Origin of the sequence: Candidatus Nitrotoga sp. BS (assembly GCF_927797785.1) — a bacterium.
Lineage (GTDB): Bacteria > Pseudomonadota > Gammaproteobacteria > Burkholderiales > Gallionellaceae > Nitrotoga.
Window position 1 is genome coordinate 1 of sequence record NZ_CAKMLL010000043.1, and the last position, 15682, is coordinate 15682.

Genomic DNA, 15682 nt, shown 5'->3' on the forward strand with positions numbered 1-15682 from the left:
AATGAGACAGGCACCATTGTTATTAGTTCCGTTAATTACGGTTCTCTACACTAGCAGTTAGCTTGCGTGAACTAATGAATAAATGGTGCTTACATAATCCAGACATAATCTTCGAGTTTGCATTTGAAGGTAATTTAAACGGTTTGAGTGAGATGATAAATATTACCGTATACCGCATTCTTCAGGAGGCACTCACCAATATTTGCAGACACGCCTTGGCAAAGCGTGTTTCGGTGTGCTTGAGCCGCGAACCAGGTGAGACACCCGATGCCGAGGCAGTGTTCTTAAGAGTAACCGATGACGGCAAAGGTTTCGACCCAAATCAGGCACTAAATGGATTAGGGTTGCTAGGCATTCGTGAGCGGGTAATTGCAGTGGGGGGAGAGTTTTCCTCATTTAGCGCTTCAGGCCACGGCGTTCGCATTGACGTTCGATTACCGCTTAAGTGTAAGCTGGAAAGAAGAAAGCAATGAGTCTAAGCAATGTCGTTCAGCCGATTTCAGTATTGCTGATAGACGATCATCCCGTGGTGCGCGACGGTTTTCGCCGCTTGCTTGAAAGTACAGCTGATATTCGAGTAGTGGCGGAAGCCGATGATGGAGAAGCGGGCTATATTCTTTACCGGGCGATAAAACCCGATGTGGTGGTACTTGATCTTAATATGCCGGGTAGCGGTGGCCTGGAAACAATTCGTCGTATCAGAGCGCATGATCCGGTTGCGCACATTCTGGTATTTAGTATGCACAATAATGAAACTATGGTGCAGCGCGTTCTGGAAATGGGCGCAACGGGTTATCTAACCAAGAAAAGCGGTCTCAATCAAATGACGCACGCGGTGCGTCAAGTAAAGCTGGGAAAAACATATATCGACCTTGAGCATATTTCGGACATCGTTGTTGACAGGCAGTTATTTCACGAGGCTCTAGATCCAATAAACGCGCTTTCCAAACGTGAATTTCAGCTGTTCAAGTTGATGGCTGAAGGCAATTCGATACTTGAAATCGCCGAAAATCTTTCCATTAGTCCAAAACTGTTGGTGTTCATCACGCCAGCCTCATGAGAAAACTCAAACTGAAGAACGCTGCCCAGCTTGTTCGTTTCGCTATTCTTTGTGACATCATTTCTTTGTGACTTAGGCCTAAAAATACTAACATATGAAAAATATTGCCAAAGCAATGCAGCAGCAAATTGATCAGATGATTGCCTGGATGACTAAGCCTCAAACGAATGTTGAAACCGATAAGCCTTATTTAACAGAGCGCGAAGGAATCCTGGCGTTGCATTTTGATGCCTTGTACGTACAAAGCGGGATGTGTATTGAACAGCCAGACACGCTGGTCTTTAGTTATACCAGAGTCATGATGAGTTTTTTGTTGTTTGATCCATCACCCAAGCGTATCGCAATGATAGGGTTAGGCGGCGGTTCACTGGCTAAGTATTGCTACCGCTATTTGCCACAGACAAAAATTACGGTTGTCGAAATTAATCCCGATGTGATCGCACTGCGTAATGAATTTGCAATCCCTGCAGACGACACGCGCTTTCAAGTGGTGCTGGGCGATGGAGCCGAGTGGGTTGCAGATCCCGCCAATCAGCCGAATGTACTGATGGTGGATGGATTTGATGCGGCTGGATTATCCGTTCAATTAGGCAGTCAGCAGTTTTATGATGATTGCTTCGCATCCTTGGCTGACAACGGCATTTTGGTGGTCAACTTGTGGGGCAGCCATGCGCACCTCGATGAATATTTGGCACGCATCCACAACAGTTTTGCTAGCCACCTAGTGGTTGTTGAAACGGAGGATCGCTTCAATAAAATCGTCCTTGCCGTGAAAAATATTAAGTTTCCGCCCCCCGCATCCATAATACGGCACCATGCAAAATTGCTTTGCTCGTCGCACTCGTTGAATTTTCAAGCGAAATCAAACAAGTTGATTCGTGCCTTGTCAATCGGCGCTATCTGATGAGCATTCTTGATGGTTGTGCGCTGTCATTGGGTGGCAGAAAAAATATTTCGGCGAGCTCGTTAGGTTGAGCTGCATGAAATGATGCTCAACATCTCAATTACGCATGGCCAAATGGCCTGGCGGATTTAAGACTTAAGGGCACCTAAAAAATCGCAATACTGCGAGCAGTCGCTCTGAAGCTTGCTTGCTTACTCCGCTTCGTCACAATACGGCGTTGCCCGAAAAAATTATAGCTCACATATCAACTATATGCTGCGCACAAATTTTTTTATCGTGCCTCGTCACAGTTCTTGAGCAAGACTTGTGTAGTCGGTATAGCCTTCTGCGCTGCCGCCATAGAAGGTGGTCTGATCGGCGGCATTGAGATGCGCGCGGGTGCGAAAGCGTTCCGGTAGGTCGGGATTGGCCAGAAATTTGCGGCCAAAGGCGATCAAGTCTGCCTTGTCTTGTTGCAACCAGGCTTCGGCTGTCTCGCGGTCAAAGCCGCCGGCCAGGATCAGGGTGCCGTGGAATTTTTCCCGTATCAGCTTCAGCATCCGCAGTGCGGCTGGGTCGGGAGTTGCGCCACTTTCAAGCGCGGCCGCGGCTGGATTGATAACATGAAGGTAGGCGAGCGGATAGTCGTTTAACTTTTCGGCGATGTAACCGAAGGTTGCTTCGGGATTGTCGTCACTTATGTCGTTGAACGTGCCAAGTGGTGATAGACGCACACCGACACGATCCGCCCCCCATATTTCAATAGCTGCATCGACTATTTCCAGAAGCAGCCGTGCCCGATTTTCGACTGAGCCACCATATTCATCGTTGCGACGATTGGTGTGGGAATTGATAAATTGATCGAGCAAATAACCGTTGGCGCTGTGAATTTCCACGCCATCAAAGCCCGAAATTAGCGCATTCTTGGCCCCGCGTACATACTGCCGAACAATGTAGGGTATCTCCTCGATCTGCAAGGCTCGCGGGGTTACGAATGGCACCATTTCGCCCTTGCCGTTTTTATTCTCAATGAATGCTTCTCCGCTAGGCTTGATGGCCGACGGAGCGACTGGCAGCATATTGTCGGGTTGCAGCGCTGGATGGGAAATGCGTCCAACATGCCATAGCTGCATGAAGATTAAACCACCAGCCTCATGCACTGTGTTGGTAACATTCCGCCAGCCATCGATTTGCTCACGACTGTGGATTCCTGGCGTCCAAGCGTAACCCTGACCCTGCATTGAGACTTGAGTCGCTTCGCTAACGATGAGCGCCGCCGAAGCCCGCTGTGCGTAATAAAGCGCATTGAGATGGGAAGGGGTATTGCCTGGTTGGTGGGCGCGTGAACGCGTTAGTGGCGCCATAACGATCCGGTAAGGAAGTGTGTAACGACCCAGCCGGACAGGCTGAAACAGCCGCTCTTCTGGAGTTGTTGGGAGAGAGGATGTGTTGGATAGTGTCATAATAGTCTCCGATCGGAACAATTAGCGTGCCATCACAATATATTAAGCTGTGATACAAGATGGCATGAGGTGCGAAATGGGGCGGAAGTATTTTCTCCTGCTCTGATTGCCCGACCAGAGAACCACTCGACATTGTTACATGAAAATAATACCTGCCTCATTTTAAGTGGAACATGATTTGAGAATGCTCATAGGGTGGCAGCGGAAAAAAATTAAATAAGCAAATTGCTTACTTGGGATAAGAGGTTTGCAGGCAGAGCTGTCGTGGTTAAGCTAAGTGATACACGCCCTGGCTCAAAAAATGCCGGAGGATATTGATGTGCGAGGAGTTTCTGGCTGTACTTGCTCATCGGTTAAAATGAAATTTATTATTTGTTAATGAGCCCGCTATGGGCGTCGAAGGCTAAATTAAAATGATCAACCAACATGAACTGGCCACCCATATTAATGTCAGCGTAACTACCGCTCTCGATGAAGACTTGCGCGGCGGTGACCTCACCGCACCACTAATTCCCCAGCATGCAAAAGCACAGGCCACTGTGATAACGCGCCAAGATGCAGTGCTATGCGGCACAGCTTGGTTTGATGCGTGTTTCCATGCAATGGATAAAAATTGCATCATTCATTGGCTTGCTCAGGATGGCGATGTTGTAACAGCCAAGCAAACGCTGTGCGAGATACGCGGAGATGCACGTGCGATGCTGACAGCAGAACGGTGCGCGCTCAATTTTTTGCAGACACTTTCCGCTACCGCCACGCAAACTCGGCATTATGTCGAGGCGGTGCGCGGCACGCACGCGAAAATTCTGGATACACGCAAGACACTGCCTGGTCTACGCATAGCGCAGAAATATGCTGTAAAAACGGGAGGGGGACATAACCAGCGGATTGGTTTATTTGATGGCGTGCTGATTAAGGAGAATCACATCCTGGCTGCGGGTGGTATTCGTCCTGCATTGGAACAAGCTTTCCGCATTGCCTCTGAGGATATAAGCATTCAAGTTGAAGTAGAAAATATGGAACAACTGAGTGAAGCGCTAGATGCTGGTGCCGAGCTAATTTTGCTCGACAATTTCGATCTCGATAGTCTGCGTGCTGCTGTTAGATTCACTGCCGGACGCGCCGAACTGGAAGCCTCCGGTGGCGTTACTCTTGATAAAGTACGCGCTATCGCCGAGACCGGCGTAGAGCGCATTTCCATTGGTAGCCTGACAAAAGATATACTGGCTGTAGATTTATCGATGCGGTTTGAAATTTAATCTATCGTTCCCCATGTAGAGAGTATTCACAACTGAGGTTTAAATCATGAGCGACTCTATAAATATCGTCTGTCCGAGTTGCGATGCGGTGAACCGTATTCCTTCTGGAAAGTTAAGCAGCCAGCCGAACTGCGGCAAATGCAAACAAGCTCTGTTTAACGCGCATCCGATTGAGCTGAACAGCAAGAACTTCGAGAAGCATATTACGCGTAACGATATACCGGTTTTGGTGGATTTCTGGGCACCATGGTGTGGACCCTGTCGCATGATGGCACCCGCCTTTATACAAGCAGCAGAGAAACTGGAGCCGGGTATTCGTTTAGCTAAACTAAATACAGAAGAAGCGCAGGAACTGGGCACGCGCTATAACATCCGCAGCATTCCCACCTTGGCAATCTTTAAAAATGGAAGTGAGGTGGCAAGGCAGGCAGGTGCCATGGATGTGGCCGGCATTGTGTCATGGGCTCGTGCTAATGTTTGAAACACCAAGCACATGCTTTACCTTTGGTTGTTTCGATTGTCGGCCATCAACTGGTAAATGTAGTCGGTGAAAGTCCGGTACGATTTAAAGTGGGTCATCATCTTGGCACTGAGTCATGCGTTTGTCGTTATGAGCGGCAATCGCAGTTATAACAGGGGAAATTGGACAGTCGTAAACACTGACTATCTTGAAAAGCAACGTTGCGCAGGAACCGAGAGTAATGTAATGATGCCCGACGGTAGTTTGTCGGGCAAGGTGGGGAAGATAGACCGATACTTTATGTTCGGTTCACCCTGATGCTATATGAACCTGTACCTTGAGCCTTGTTATAGTGTCGAACCTGGGCAAAGTATTGTCCTGGAATGAGTTCAACTGCAATTTTTGAATTTAGCCCAAAGCCGCCATCGTCGTCTTCGGCGATCAAGCCAGTCTGACTGTTGGGGCCGAATAATTTCATCACTACATCGGTCTGACCGTCCGTTTGTATGATATAGCGACCACTCTTTTTTACGGTGAATTTGAATAGGTCTTCTTCACCAGGCTTGCCGATCGAAGTCGATACTGGTGCTGCATTGACACCCAACTCGATCGCTTGAACCGCAGCGTGCGGATAGGCTTGTTCGCTGGCGATGAATACCTTATCCAGCGCTGACAACGCATTATTCTCTTTGGTGCCATGGCCGCTTTTGACCCAAGTGTCAGGAAAGAAGTAAAGCATGATCGAATCGGGATCGAATTCCGTCCCCTTGATCTGATTAACCGCATACTTTTCCAAAACATTGTGCCGAATTTGATCTGGGGTCCAATTATTGGGCGGGCCGCTTAGGTCACGGAGAACGACTTCCTCGTTCCATTCAATGCCCCCAGATGGATTTTGATGTTCGTGTGCTAGACCGATTGTATGGCCAAACTCATGGGCGGCAGTGCCACCATCGAGAAATCCAAGGTTCATCGTGGGCTGATCGCGGGGAATTGATAGACAATCTGTACCCATATAGGACCACGCTCCATCCGAGGAATTAAAGGCAATGCGAATCTCTGCGTCGGGCGCGTTGTTAAACTCGAATTTCAGATTTGCATGCGGAAGCCACCATAGCGCTTGTTCTTTGGCAATTGCTTGCTGGGCAGCGGTCCCACCCATGAATCGAACTCGTAATGTCGATCCATTGATCCACATCTTTCTAAAAACGAAGACCGCCTGCACTGGCCCAGTGCCTAGCCTGATAGTCTGTTGCGGGCGGACAAGATCGAGCGGCAGAAGTCTGTCGTGACAAATTTTTAAATTCTCTTTCATGGTGATCTCCTTGTAAGAAAAAGCTGAATTCTCAGTCAATGTTCATGTCATTCTGATGCATCCTCGGGTAACCGCTTTTACAAGCAGCTCATATCGAACTCTCGTATTTCACTGGAAGCTATCATTCTAGCAAGGTCCTACATAGTAGGGCTACACCTAAAAAACAAATAAGTAAATTGCCTATTTTTTGATTATAGGGAGATACGTAAAATAGTCTATGCACAAGAACTTGCAATATTTCTGATGCCGCTACGATTTAGAGGGATCAGAGAGTTTCAATGAAAATGAATAACGCTTGATGAAATACTCAGTCTACCGAAATGCACCATTTCATTGACGCGCAGATGGGCAGTGTCCGCCAAGAGTTGAGGCTAATTACTGCACGTATTTGTCATGGGTAGGAGGGCAGCAATATCTGGAAGCGTCCACTGCAAAGCGATTGGGAAATTTTTGTTAAGAAAATCATTGAATGCTTGAGCATCGTCGCTACATAAAGAAGCAAGTAAAATAAAAAATGTGTTTATCATAAGTTTTTATGTATAACTCTGGGAGTCAAAAAATGTTAAATCTTAAAATCATAGTGGCATTGCTGTGCTTTTTAATTTGCTCTCCCGCTTGGGCATTCATGCCAGCTGCCGGAATGTGGGGGGTTGATTCTGAGGATAATGGACTTCCCGGCAGAGGGTTCCAGATTGAGGCAGAAAACGGAACAGTCGTTTTTACATATTTCGGATACCGAGCAGATGGCAGCAGTGTATTTTATTTCGCGGCTGGCCCAATTGTAAATAATACCTTTACAGCCTCTCTTCTTGATTTGCGGGGAGGGACATCGTTAGGTGGGCCACATCAAAACGCGTCTTTATTAGACCCAGCTGGCACCGTTACAATTATTTTTTCAAGCGGAAAGCATGGCATCATTTCGTTGCCCAGTGAGCCACAAAGAGCTATGTCAAAGAGGCCATTTGGATATTTCGACGGGCATGATGGATTGCTAGGGACATGGTTGTTCACGAGGATACAAGGCCTAACTCCGTATTCTCAGATGAAAAATTTAATCAATAACACTGGAAAATCAACCGATACAGGTAATGGCATTGTTACGACGGCAGCATTAGATTTTCTTTGTGAGTATCAGATTTCAGGGGAACTTGCTGGGATAGTGTTATGTGGTGATCTCGCGGAAGTGGTAGGATCGTCGTTCTATGTCCTAAAATATTCAGGTGATAGGGGTGAGGGTGTCGCGGCTGTGCAATTATCTTCAAGTGGGGATTTTAGCGCCGACCAAGAAATGCATGCTCTCAGGATATCGACAAAAAATGGCATCGAAACGGGACTAAATGACGGAACAGGAGAGTCCATATCAGTCAAATCTCAATTAGCTCCTGCGCAGGTATCCACTCAAAACTTGAAGAGGGTGGTCACTGATAAGCCGTTGTCATTGGAGGATGTGAGAACAGTTGAGGCTCTTAAAATATGGGCTTCTAAAGCTCAGGCAATTGTGCAGCAGGTTCCGTAGTCACGCATTCATTACTTTGAGGCAGAGGGTGGCGTAGTGTGCGCTGAGTCGCGCGTAGTTCAGGAGGGTTAAATATCAAGTCCCGCCTGTTTTATAGACGCGTTTAACAATTAAATCTTGTTCTTTGTACCATAGTAAGCGCGAGAACGCGGGACCTATCTCTACAGTCACGAACCTAGGCAAGGTCAGGTGGATAATGTTGAATGGTGCGTTGGATTCAGATCAACTCATCGTGTTTCTGAAGCGATTGATGAAAGACACCAAGCGTAAGGTATATCTGATTCTGGATAACTTGCGAGTCCACCATGCCAAGCTGGTTAAGGCATGGCTCGCGAAACATCAGGACGAGATTGAAGTGTTTTATCTGCCGAGTTGCAGCCCTGAGTTGAATCCAGATGAAATGCTGAATGCCGGTTATTTTATCAGGGTCACCGGAACCTCGACCAGATGTATGACCTTGGTGGCGACTGAACCGATCATCATGGCAGCTACCGGACTTAAGCCACGGGTGCCCATGATGATTGAGTTGCAATGTGTGTCGTGCACATGCCGTGCAATTTCGTTGGCGGGTGAGCCGGCGCACCAATGCACTTGGTAGGGTACTCCCTCCGTGTCGAGAATCTGCTTGGCAGATCGCAGAGTGCGGTCGGCTTCGTCGGCTTGCCGATTATGCTCGGTTTCCTGTGCGGACAAGTTGGCGTACACCTTCATTAGTATAGGATCCTGCACATGCAGCAGTTCTAGCTGTAAATCGGGAAGGTCTTTTGCCACAGATGCTGCATACCGCACCGCTCGTAAAGAATTGTCCGAACCGTCGCAGGGGATCAATATTTTTCGCATGCTGGTTTCCTTCCAAAAGTGTTGATCGGCGGTATTCGATGCAGCGTTTGAATTAAAACGTCTCGTCGCATGATATGCGCCAAGGGTACCAGTGCTCCCGTAAGTTTATTTGACTCAGATCAAACTGGTACCTGATTAGCCACAATGTTCAGTCGACCATTTCCCCGCGAGACGCTTGAGCCATGAGCGATAAGGAATGGGCAAAGAATACGCAGAGTTTAACACGCTTGAAGTAGTCAGTACCCAGCCAGCCCAAGCCGCACCAGCCATTCCCGCTTCGTGTAAGAGATAAGTTTTGCTTACATAACAGGTAGTAAACGGGATACTAATCATGCCGAACTCGCCAATGCTAAACGCCACTGTCGCAACAGAATGAGCATGCCGTTCATTTTGCTGATCCTGTGCATGCTAAGCGTCTCTGCGAAATTGCCCACGCAGCAAACAACGTTATTTTTATGATTCCCTGATGTATCAAATGTAAATAATCGTTCAAGTTACTTGATTAATAATAAATTTCCAGACAACTTTTATTCCATGCGTCAATTCGATATTTTTGCGTATTAGTACTGATTAAGCGACTTGCCCCGTTGCTATTAAAATCAGTTGGCTTGTAGTTGTTTCTTAAGAGCGAGCGAGGATATGCGAAATTGCGTAAAATAAACGCATTTGGTAGCCATTTTTTCGGCTCAATTTGAACATCAAGGCATCACAATATGAATGTTCAAATAACTTTACCAATTGTCAATCTGGAGAATTATTATTAAGACCAAGCCGCCTATTACCAGCAAACCTTCAACAAACATTGCAGAACTGCCCGTCTTGGGTATGGATGTCGGAAGTATAGTCAAAGATTTTCGCCGTTATTTCAGTCATACGCTGGGTCGGGACAAGTTGAGTGAGTCGGCGTATTACGTCTATACATCACTCTCGCTTGCGCTGCGGGATCGGCTGGTGGAGCGCTGGAAAAAGACTCAACAAGCTTATGACGAACAGAACTCTAAACGTACTTACTACTTGTCGTTGGAGTTTCTGATGGGCAGGGCGCTGGGCAATGCCATGCTGAATCTTGAAGTAGAGCCGTCAATCTCTGGTGCGCTGAAGAAGCTGGGTCTGGTGATGGAGGAAATTATCGATCAGGAACACGATGCCGGTCTGGGAAATGGCGGCTTAGGGAGACTGGCCGCGTGTTTTCTGGATAGTTGCGCCACCTTGCAATTGCCGGTGAGAGGTTATGGCCTTCGCTACGAATACGGGATGTTCCGCCAAAAAATTGACAATGGCTACCAACTGGAAGAGCCGGATCACTGGTTGCGTAACGGTAACCCTTGGGAAATTGAGCGCCCGGAACATAGCGTGTTGGTCAAGTTTGGTGGCAAAACCGAGCATCACAAGCAGCCTGATGGAACGATGCGTGTCTATTGGAAATTTACCAATGATGTGATGGCGGTGCCTTACGATGTTCCGGTTCCCGGTTACCGCAATGGCACGGTCAACACGCTACGCTTGTGGAAAGCCACCGCTACTGAAGAGTTCGATCTGGACGAGTTTAATAAAGGCAGCTATGCCGATGCGGTTGAAGCAAAAAATACCGCCGAGCATATCACCATGGTGCTGTATCCAAACGATACCAGCGAGAACGGCAAGGAGCTGCGCCTACGTCAGCAATATTTTCTGGCCTCGTCCAGCTTGCAAGATGTGCTGCGTTCATGGGTGAAAAAAAACGGCAATGATTTCAGCGGATTTGCCGACAAGAATTTCTTTCAGTTGAACGACACCCATCCCACGTGCGCGGTGCCGGAGCTGATGCGCCTGCTGATGGACAAACATGGCCTGGGTTGGGACGCAGCCTGGAGCATTACCACCCGGACGGTCGCTTATACCAACCACACTTTGCTGCCGGAGGCGCTGGAGCGTTGGCAGGTCAACCTGTTCGGACGCTTGTTGCCGAGATTGCTGGAAATTATTCACGAGATCAACGCTCGTTTTCTCGCGATGGTGGCGCAGCGTTGGCCCGGAGACGTCGAGCGGCAACGGCGCATGTCGATTATCGAAGAAGGGCAAGATCAATATATCCGTATGGCCTATATGGCTGTGGTGGCAAGCGTGTCGGTGAACGGCGTGGCGGAATTGCACTCGCGTTTGTTGACTCAGCATCTGTTCCGCGATTTCTATGATCTGTGGCCAGAAAAGTTCAACAACAAAACCAATGGCGTGACTTCCCGCCGTTGGTTAGTGTCGAGCAATCCTGCACTGAGCAATTTGATTACGCGCAACATTGGAGACGACTGGATTACTGATATGTCCAGGCTGAGAGATCTGGTGCCACATGCCGACAATGCAGCATTCCGAACAGAATGGCGAAAAATTAAGCAAGCCAACAAGGTCCGTCTGGCAGAGATGGTGCAACGCGATTGCGGCATTGTTTTTGACGTGAATTCCCTGTTTGACGTGCAAGTGAAACGCATTCATGAGTACAAGCGGCAGCTGCTCAACGTGCTGCATGTCATTCATCTGTATGACCGCATCAAGCGCGGCGATACGACGGATTGGACACCGCGTTGCGTACTTATTGGCGGCAAGGCTGCGCCCGGCTACATGATGGCCAAGCGCACCATCAAGCTGGTTAATGCAGTGGCTGAGATAGTCAACAACGACCCGGACGTGGCTGGTTTGTTGAAATTGGCCTTCCTGCCGAATTATCGGGTATCGGCGATGGAAGTCATCTGTGCTGGAACCGACTTATCAGAGCAGATATCCACCGCAGGCAAGGAAGCCTCCGGGACGGGTAACATGAAGTTCATGATGAACGGTGCGTTGACTGTAGGTACGCTGGATGGCGCCAACATCGAAATTCGTGAAGAGGCGGGAGATGAAAGCTTCTTTCTGTTTGGCTTCTCTGCCGAAGAGGTGGAGGCAACCAGAGGGCACTATGATCCAAGCGCAATTGTCGCTACGGATGATGATCTACGCCGGGTGATGCACCTGCTTGAAAGTGGCCACTTCAACTTGTTCGAGCCAGGCATTTTCGATTCGATTATTCAATCCATCTATAGCCCTGGCGACCCGTGGTTGACAGCGGCGGATTTCCGCAGTTATATCGATGCACAGCAGAAAGTAGCAAAGGCTTACCGTGACACGAAGCGCTGGACACGTATGAGTATTATCAACACGGCGACCAGCGGCAAGTTTTCCAGCGACCGTACCATATTGGATTACAACCGCGATATTTGGCATTTGTCGCAAATTGCAGCGAAATCTGTTAATGGAAAATAATTATAATCGACGATCAGACACAGGCCACGCAAGACCGGAAAAGCAATGGTGTATATTGCACGAAAGGTAGCGTGGTCATGGGTGACGTCATCGATATTGGTGAATTGGATTGGCGTCGATGGGGCACTTGGCTGTTACTCTGTTTAAGCGAGTGAGCTTGACGACGTACCCGATGTGGCACCATATTTAAATACGAATGTATGGAGATAGCCACGGTGCTACGCAAGCAAAAAAACAGTCTCAAACCCGGCATATCAAGAGAGCCTTTAACGATCGCCCATCCCAATGCGGCTGGGATCGATATCCGAAGTCTACGCTCACGCTTTTTGTCGCATCATCCGTTACCTGCAAACCAAGGCTTACAAGGAGGTGAATCCAATGATTGCTATCCAAATGGCTTTGGCTGGCGCGATGGGGGCGAGTAGTTACTCAAATTCTTATGTAAGAGTGGGCTTGGCTGTTTTTATGAATAACGAAAAAATTTTATCATTATATAATTACCAAGATCCAACAGGCAACTGTGACATAGCAAAATTTATAGATTGTGTTCTTTTTTATAAAGCATGATCAATGTGTAAGCTTCATCTTTGAGAAGCAGCTTCTCTTTTTTAAGTACTTCAAGTTCAATATCAGTCAGATGGGCTTCGCCGTTTTCAGCTTTTGTGATTTGACTATCAAGCTCATTGTGCTTGTCAAAAATTTTCAAAAAATGGGCATTAGCTGCATTGTTTTGTTTCATTTTGGTAATGATGTCGCGGTATTCGTGTAGCATTAAAATTCCTTATGTAGTGATCTGACTAAACAATTTTAACATGAATTATTCGAGTTAATGCCGACCAAAAAGGAAGCATGTGACATCAACCGCAATAAAATCGGGGCTTAGTAAAACCTTTTTGTTTTAGCGTTTTATCTTGGTCAGAAATACAGTCACTTCTTCACGGTCATGATATAGCTGTTTCGCTTGCAAGCTATATTTGAAGCCTTTATTATCCAGTACCTTGCGGATACTGGCGAGCGCTTTGTTCAAGGCTTCCACGCGTTTTTTCATCGGTAGCTTGAGGTTGAAAAAGGCGCGACTGGCTAAGCCGCTGGCTACCCAGTCAGCAACCAGTGCGGCCACTCGTCCCGGTTGTTCTATCATGTCGCATACCAGCCAGTCAACCGCGTGTTTGGGGCGATAGCGGAAGCCATCCTGGCGCAGGTGTTTAACCGAGGGGTGATCGGCCACCACGCCTTTGAGCGGACCGTTATCGACTGCATCCACCTGCATACCCAGACTGACAAGGTGCCAAGTCCAACCACCGGGAGCTGCACCCAGATCAACTGCGCGCATGCCCGGTTTGATCCATTGTTTTTTTTCGTCTTCGGATAAAAACACTTCGAAAGCTTCGGCCAGCTTGAGTACAGAACGACTGGGCGCTTCATAAGGCATCTTCATGCGCAGGATGCCCATAGCGGAGGCTGCGCTGTTGCGCGGATCACTTGCACCGATCAATGCACGATTCTTGTCCGGGAAAAAGATGTGCAAGCGGGGCAGGTGAGGGGCTTCAGCCATGCGCCCACTAGCGCGCAGTTTTTCTTCCAGCAGGGGTTGAAAACGCTTGATAAAACCGGACAGGGTTTTGCCTTCGTTGGTGTCAGGTGTTTCCAGCCACAATACGCTGAATTGCGTGGGGGTAACGGGTATGGCTGCAAGCAGGGGAGTGAGGCGGTCGCGATCGGGCAGCGCGCTTACTTCGGCTAGCATGGTGATCAACTGGCGGGTAAAGGTGAGCTGGTCATAATTTAGGCGCGGTTTGTTCTGAAGAATGAGAAAACCGCTGTTGGCACTGGCTTCAAGTGGCAATGCCTGCGTTTCCTGCAGGCAGTCTCGCTCAAAGCCGGGGCGACAATACAGCAGCCATTGTTGTGATTTTGTTGGATTGGGTGTGCTCATGGCGCGCATGTTAGCAGTCTGTAGGTGAGGGTCAATCTTTAATTTGTCTTTGAACTATTTTTATCTATGCTTTGTAAATCATTTATAATCAAATACATATTTGTAGTCTTATGGGCGCGACGGAAACGAACCTACTGAGCTGGCAGAAAGGGTAAGGAACGGGAAAAGTCTGAGCCCAAGCGTGGGCGCAACAACGCTGGCCCAAAGGAGTCTGCTAGCAGCAGGAGTTTATCAGGGTTGCTCTGGGGTAAAATTGGCAGCAGGCGAGTATACACAGTCTTTTTTAAAAAACTGTTATTATTTCAATGATATGTAATATCAAATTGCTACTTTGTTATTTACCATCATTTTTTGCAACATTCTAGCTGGGTAATTGTTCTGCGGTACATATTTAAAGATTCGATTTTTAACGCATATTTCTGGCGGCTTGACACGGGTTTTGATTTGGAATGATCGCTGTTGTTAATAAATACTTAAATATAATCAATTTGTTATTTTTATACAAGGCTATCTGTTGGGAAATTATTTAAATGCTCGCCAACAGTTTTATTATGTCAGGCTTGATTATGACTGTAGCCAGAGGCTGGATACTTGAATTCCGATTTTTTGATTATTGGGGGTGGGGTGGCCGGGTTGTCGACGGCGCAACGTTTGCTGCAGCAGGGGGCGGCAGTCACCGTGTTGGAGCGCGGAAAAGTTGGCCAGGAAGCTTCTTGGGCAGGTGGCGGCATTTTGTCGCCGCTGTGCCCGTGGAATTATCCCGATGTGGTTACGCGGTTGACCGCTCGTGGCGCAGACCTGTTTTCGGCATGGACAGTGGAATTGCATGCGGCCACCGGCATAAATCCGGAATATGAAACAAGCGGAATGTTGGTTTTGCCACCATTTGATGCTCAGGCGGCAGAGCAATGGAGTGAGGCGCATAGTGCTTATTCTGTACATCAAGTTCGTGCCACAGACCATAAGCTGCTCACGCAAGGAGATGCCCTCTTTTTGCCGGAAGTCGCTCAGGTACGAAATCCTAGGTTAATGCGCGCTTTGCATCAGCACGTGAAATCGCTTGGAGGAAAAATCATAGAGCAATGTGCAGTCAGCGATATTGTGGTCGAAAATGGGCGAGTACAAACACTCACCACCTCCAGCGGCAAATTTCATGCACAGGGCTATATCGTTACCGCTGGAGCGTGGAGCAAGGAAGTGTTGGGAATAAATGCGCTACGATTAAACATTAAGCCGATGCGTGGGCAGATGCTGTTATTCAAGTTCGATGTGCCGCCGCTCCGTCATATTGTGTTGCAAGACGATTTGTATTTAATCCCGCGTCGCGATGGGCATCTTTTGGTCGGCAGTACTATGGAAGACGTTGGATTTGACCAGCGCACCACCAGTGAGGCTCGCGACATGTTGTGGCAACGAGCCCAAAAAATACTGCCATCTCTGCGCGATATACCGTTGGTACAACATTGGGCTGGACTGCGTCCCGCCTCGCCGCACAATATCCCCACCATCGGGCGGCATCCGAAGCTGGACAATCTTTACATTAATAGCGGACATTTTCGTTATGGCGTGACGATGGCCCCAGCCAGCGCAGAAATTTTGTTAAATGAGATTGCAGGTGTACAGCACCCATTCGATGTCACACCTTACCGGGCGGGGTGGGGCATTTAAAAATGGTTT

At 48.1% G+C, this 15682-nt stretch carries 14 protein-coding genes and 2 pseudogenes; 10 read left to right on the plus strand and 6 right to left on the minus strand.

The genetic code is table 11. The features are described 5' to 3' along the window. Positions 1-152 precede the first annotated feature (152 nt). From MJ769_RS04170 to MJ769_RS04180, 3 genes and pseudogenes are all read left to right on the plus strand, one after another. The gene (locus tag MJ769_RS04170; protein ID WP_239234568.1) at positions 153-473 is read left to right on the plus strand and encodes a sensor histidine kinase; all 321 of its coding nucleotides are present in this window, start codon (positions 153-155) and stop codon (positions 471-473) included. Beyond that, positions 470-1131, plus strand: a pseudogene (locus tag MJ769_RS04175) (response regulator). Before MJ769_RS04170 ends, MJ769_RS04175 begins: the two are co-directional and overlap by 4 nt. A 23-nt stretch (positions 1132-1154) precedes the next feature. Beyond that, positions 1155-1964, plus strand: a complete 810-nt coding sequence (locus MJ769_RS04180) for a transferase (RefSeq protein WP_239234569.1) — start codon at positions 1155-1157, stop codon at positions 1962-1964. A gap of 284 nt (positions 1965-2248) precedes the next feature. On the opposite strand, the gene MJ769_RS04185 is transcribed toward MJ769_RS04180, so the two are convergent. Continuing rightward, positions 2249-3406: an alkene reductase gene (locus tag MJ769_RS04185; protein WP_239234570.1), complete on the minus strand. Its 1158-nt coding sequence runs from the start codon at positions 3404-3406 to the stop codon at positions 2249-2251. Between the two features lie 413 nt (positions 3407-3819). Here MJ769_RS04185 and nadC point away from each other — a divergent pair, with 413 nt between their 5' ends. Both nadC and trxC read left to right on the plus strand, forming a co-directional pair. Continuing rightward, positions 3820-4665, plus strand: a complete 846-nt coding sequence (gene nadC / locus MJ769_RS04190; RefSeq protein WP_239234571.1) for a carboxylating nicotinate-nucleotide diphosphorylase — start codon at positions 3820-3822, stop codon at positions 4663-4665. Positions 4666-4711: 46 nt separating this feature from the next. Further along, positions 4712-5146, plus strand: a complete 435-nt coding sequence (trxC, locus tag MJ769_RS04195; protein WP_239234572.1) for a thioredoxin TrxC — start codon at positions 4712-4714, stop codon at positions 5144-5146. 277 nt (positions 5147-5423) lie between these two features. Here trxC and MJ769_RS04200 read toward each other — a convergent pair whose 3' ends face one another. After that, positions 5424-6440, minus strand: coding sequence for a pre-peptidase C-terminal domain-containing protein (locus tag MJ769_RS04200; protein ID WP_239234573.1), 1017 nt, complete (start codon positions 6438-6440; stop codon positions 5424-5426). A 559-nt stretch (positions 6441-6999) separates the two neighbouring features. Between MJ769_RS04200 and MJ769_RS04205 the strand changes: the two genes are divergently transcribed. After that, positions 7000-7956 carry a hypothetical protein gene (locus MJ769_RS04205; protein WP_239234574.1) on the plus strand — a complete coding sequence of 319 codons (957 nt, stop codon included), beginning with the start codon at positions 7000-7002 and terminating at the stop codon, positions 7954-7956. Between the two features lie 130 nt (positions 7957-8086). Further along, positions 8087-8368: pseudogene (locus tag MJ769_RS04210) on the plus strand (transposase); the annotation flags it as partial. Between the two features lie 2 nt (positions 8369-8370). Here the strand turns inward: MJ769_RS04210 and MJ769_RS04215 are convergent. After that, positions 8371-8796 carry a universal stress protein gene (locus tag MJ769_RS04215; protein WP_239234575.1) on the minus strand — a complete coding sequence of 142 codons (426 nt, stop codon included), beginning with the start codon at positions 8794-8796 and terminating at the stop codon, positions 8371-8373. Between the two features lie 135 nt (positions 8797-8931). Beyond that, the gene (locus MJ769_RS04220) at positions 8932-9129 is read right to left on the minus strand and encodes a hypothetical protein (RefSeq protein ID WP_239234576.1); all 198 of its coding nucleotides are present in this window, start codon (positions 9127-9129) and stop codon (positions 8932-8934) included. A 405-nt stretch (positions 9130-9534) separates the two neighbouring features. Here MJ769_RS04220 and MJ769_RS04225 point away from each other — a divergent pair, with 405 nt between their 5' ends. After that, positions 9535-12069, plus strand: coding sequence for a glycogen/starch/alpha-glucan phosphorylase (locus MJ769_RS04225; protein ID WP_239234577.1), 2535 nt, complete (start codon positions 9535-9537; stop codon positions 12067-12069). Between the two features lie 378 nt (positions 12070-12447). Continuing rightward, positions 12448-12636, plus strand: a complete 189-nt coding sequence (locus MJ769_RS04230; protein WP_239234578.1) for a hypothetical protein — start codon at positions 12448-12450, stop codon at positions 12634-12636. Here the strand turns inward: MJ769_RS04230 and MJ769_RS04235 are convergent. After that, complete coding sequence (locus MJ769_RS04235; protein ID WP_239234579.1) at positions 12605-12841, minus strand: YdcH family protein; 237 nt, start codon at positions 12839-12841, stop codon at positions 12605-12607. The genes MJ769_RS04230 and MJ769_RS04235 overlap by 32 nt on opposite strands. Before the next feature lie 126 nt (positions 12842-12967). Further along, complete coding sequence (rlmM, locus tag MJ769_RS04240; protein ID WP_239234580.1) at positions 12968-14005, minus strand: 23S rRNA (cytidine(2498)-2'-O)-methyltransferase RlmM; 1038 nt, start codon at positions 14003-14005, stop codon at positions 12968-12970. A gap of 591 nt (positions 14006-14596) precedes the next feature. Between rlmM and thiO the strand changes: the two genes are divergently transcribed. Beyond that, positions 14597-15673, plus strand: coding sequence for a glycine oxidase ThiO (thiO, locus tag MJ769_RS04245; protein ID WP_239234581.1), 1077 nt, complete (start codon positions 14597-14599; stop codon positions 15671-15673). The last annotated feature ends 9 nt before the right edge of the window (positions 15674-15682 follow it).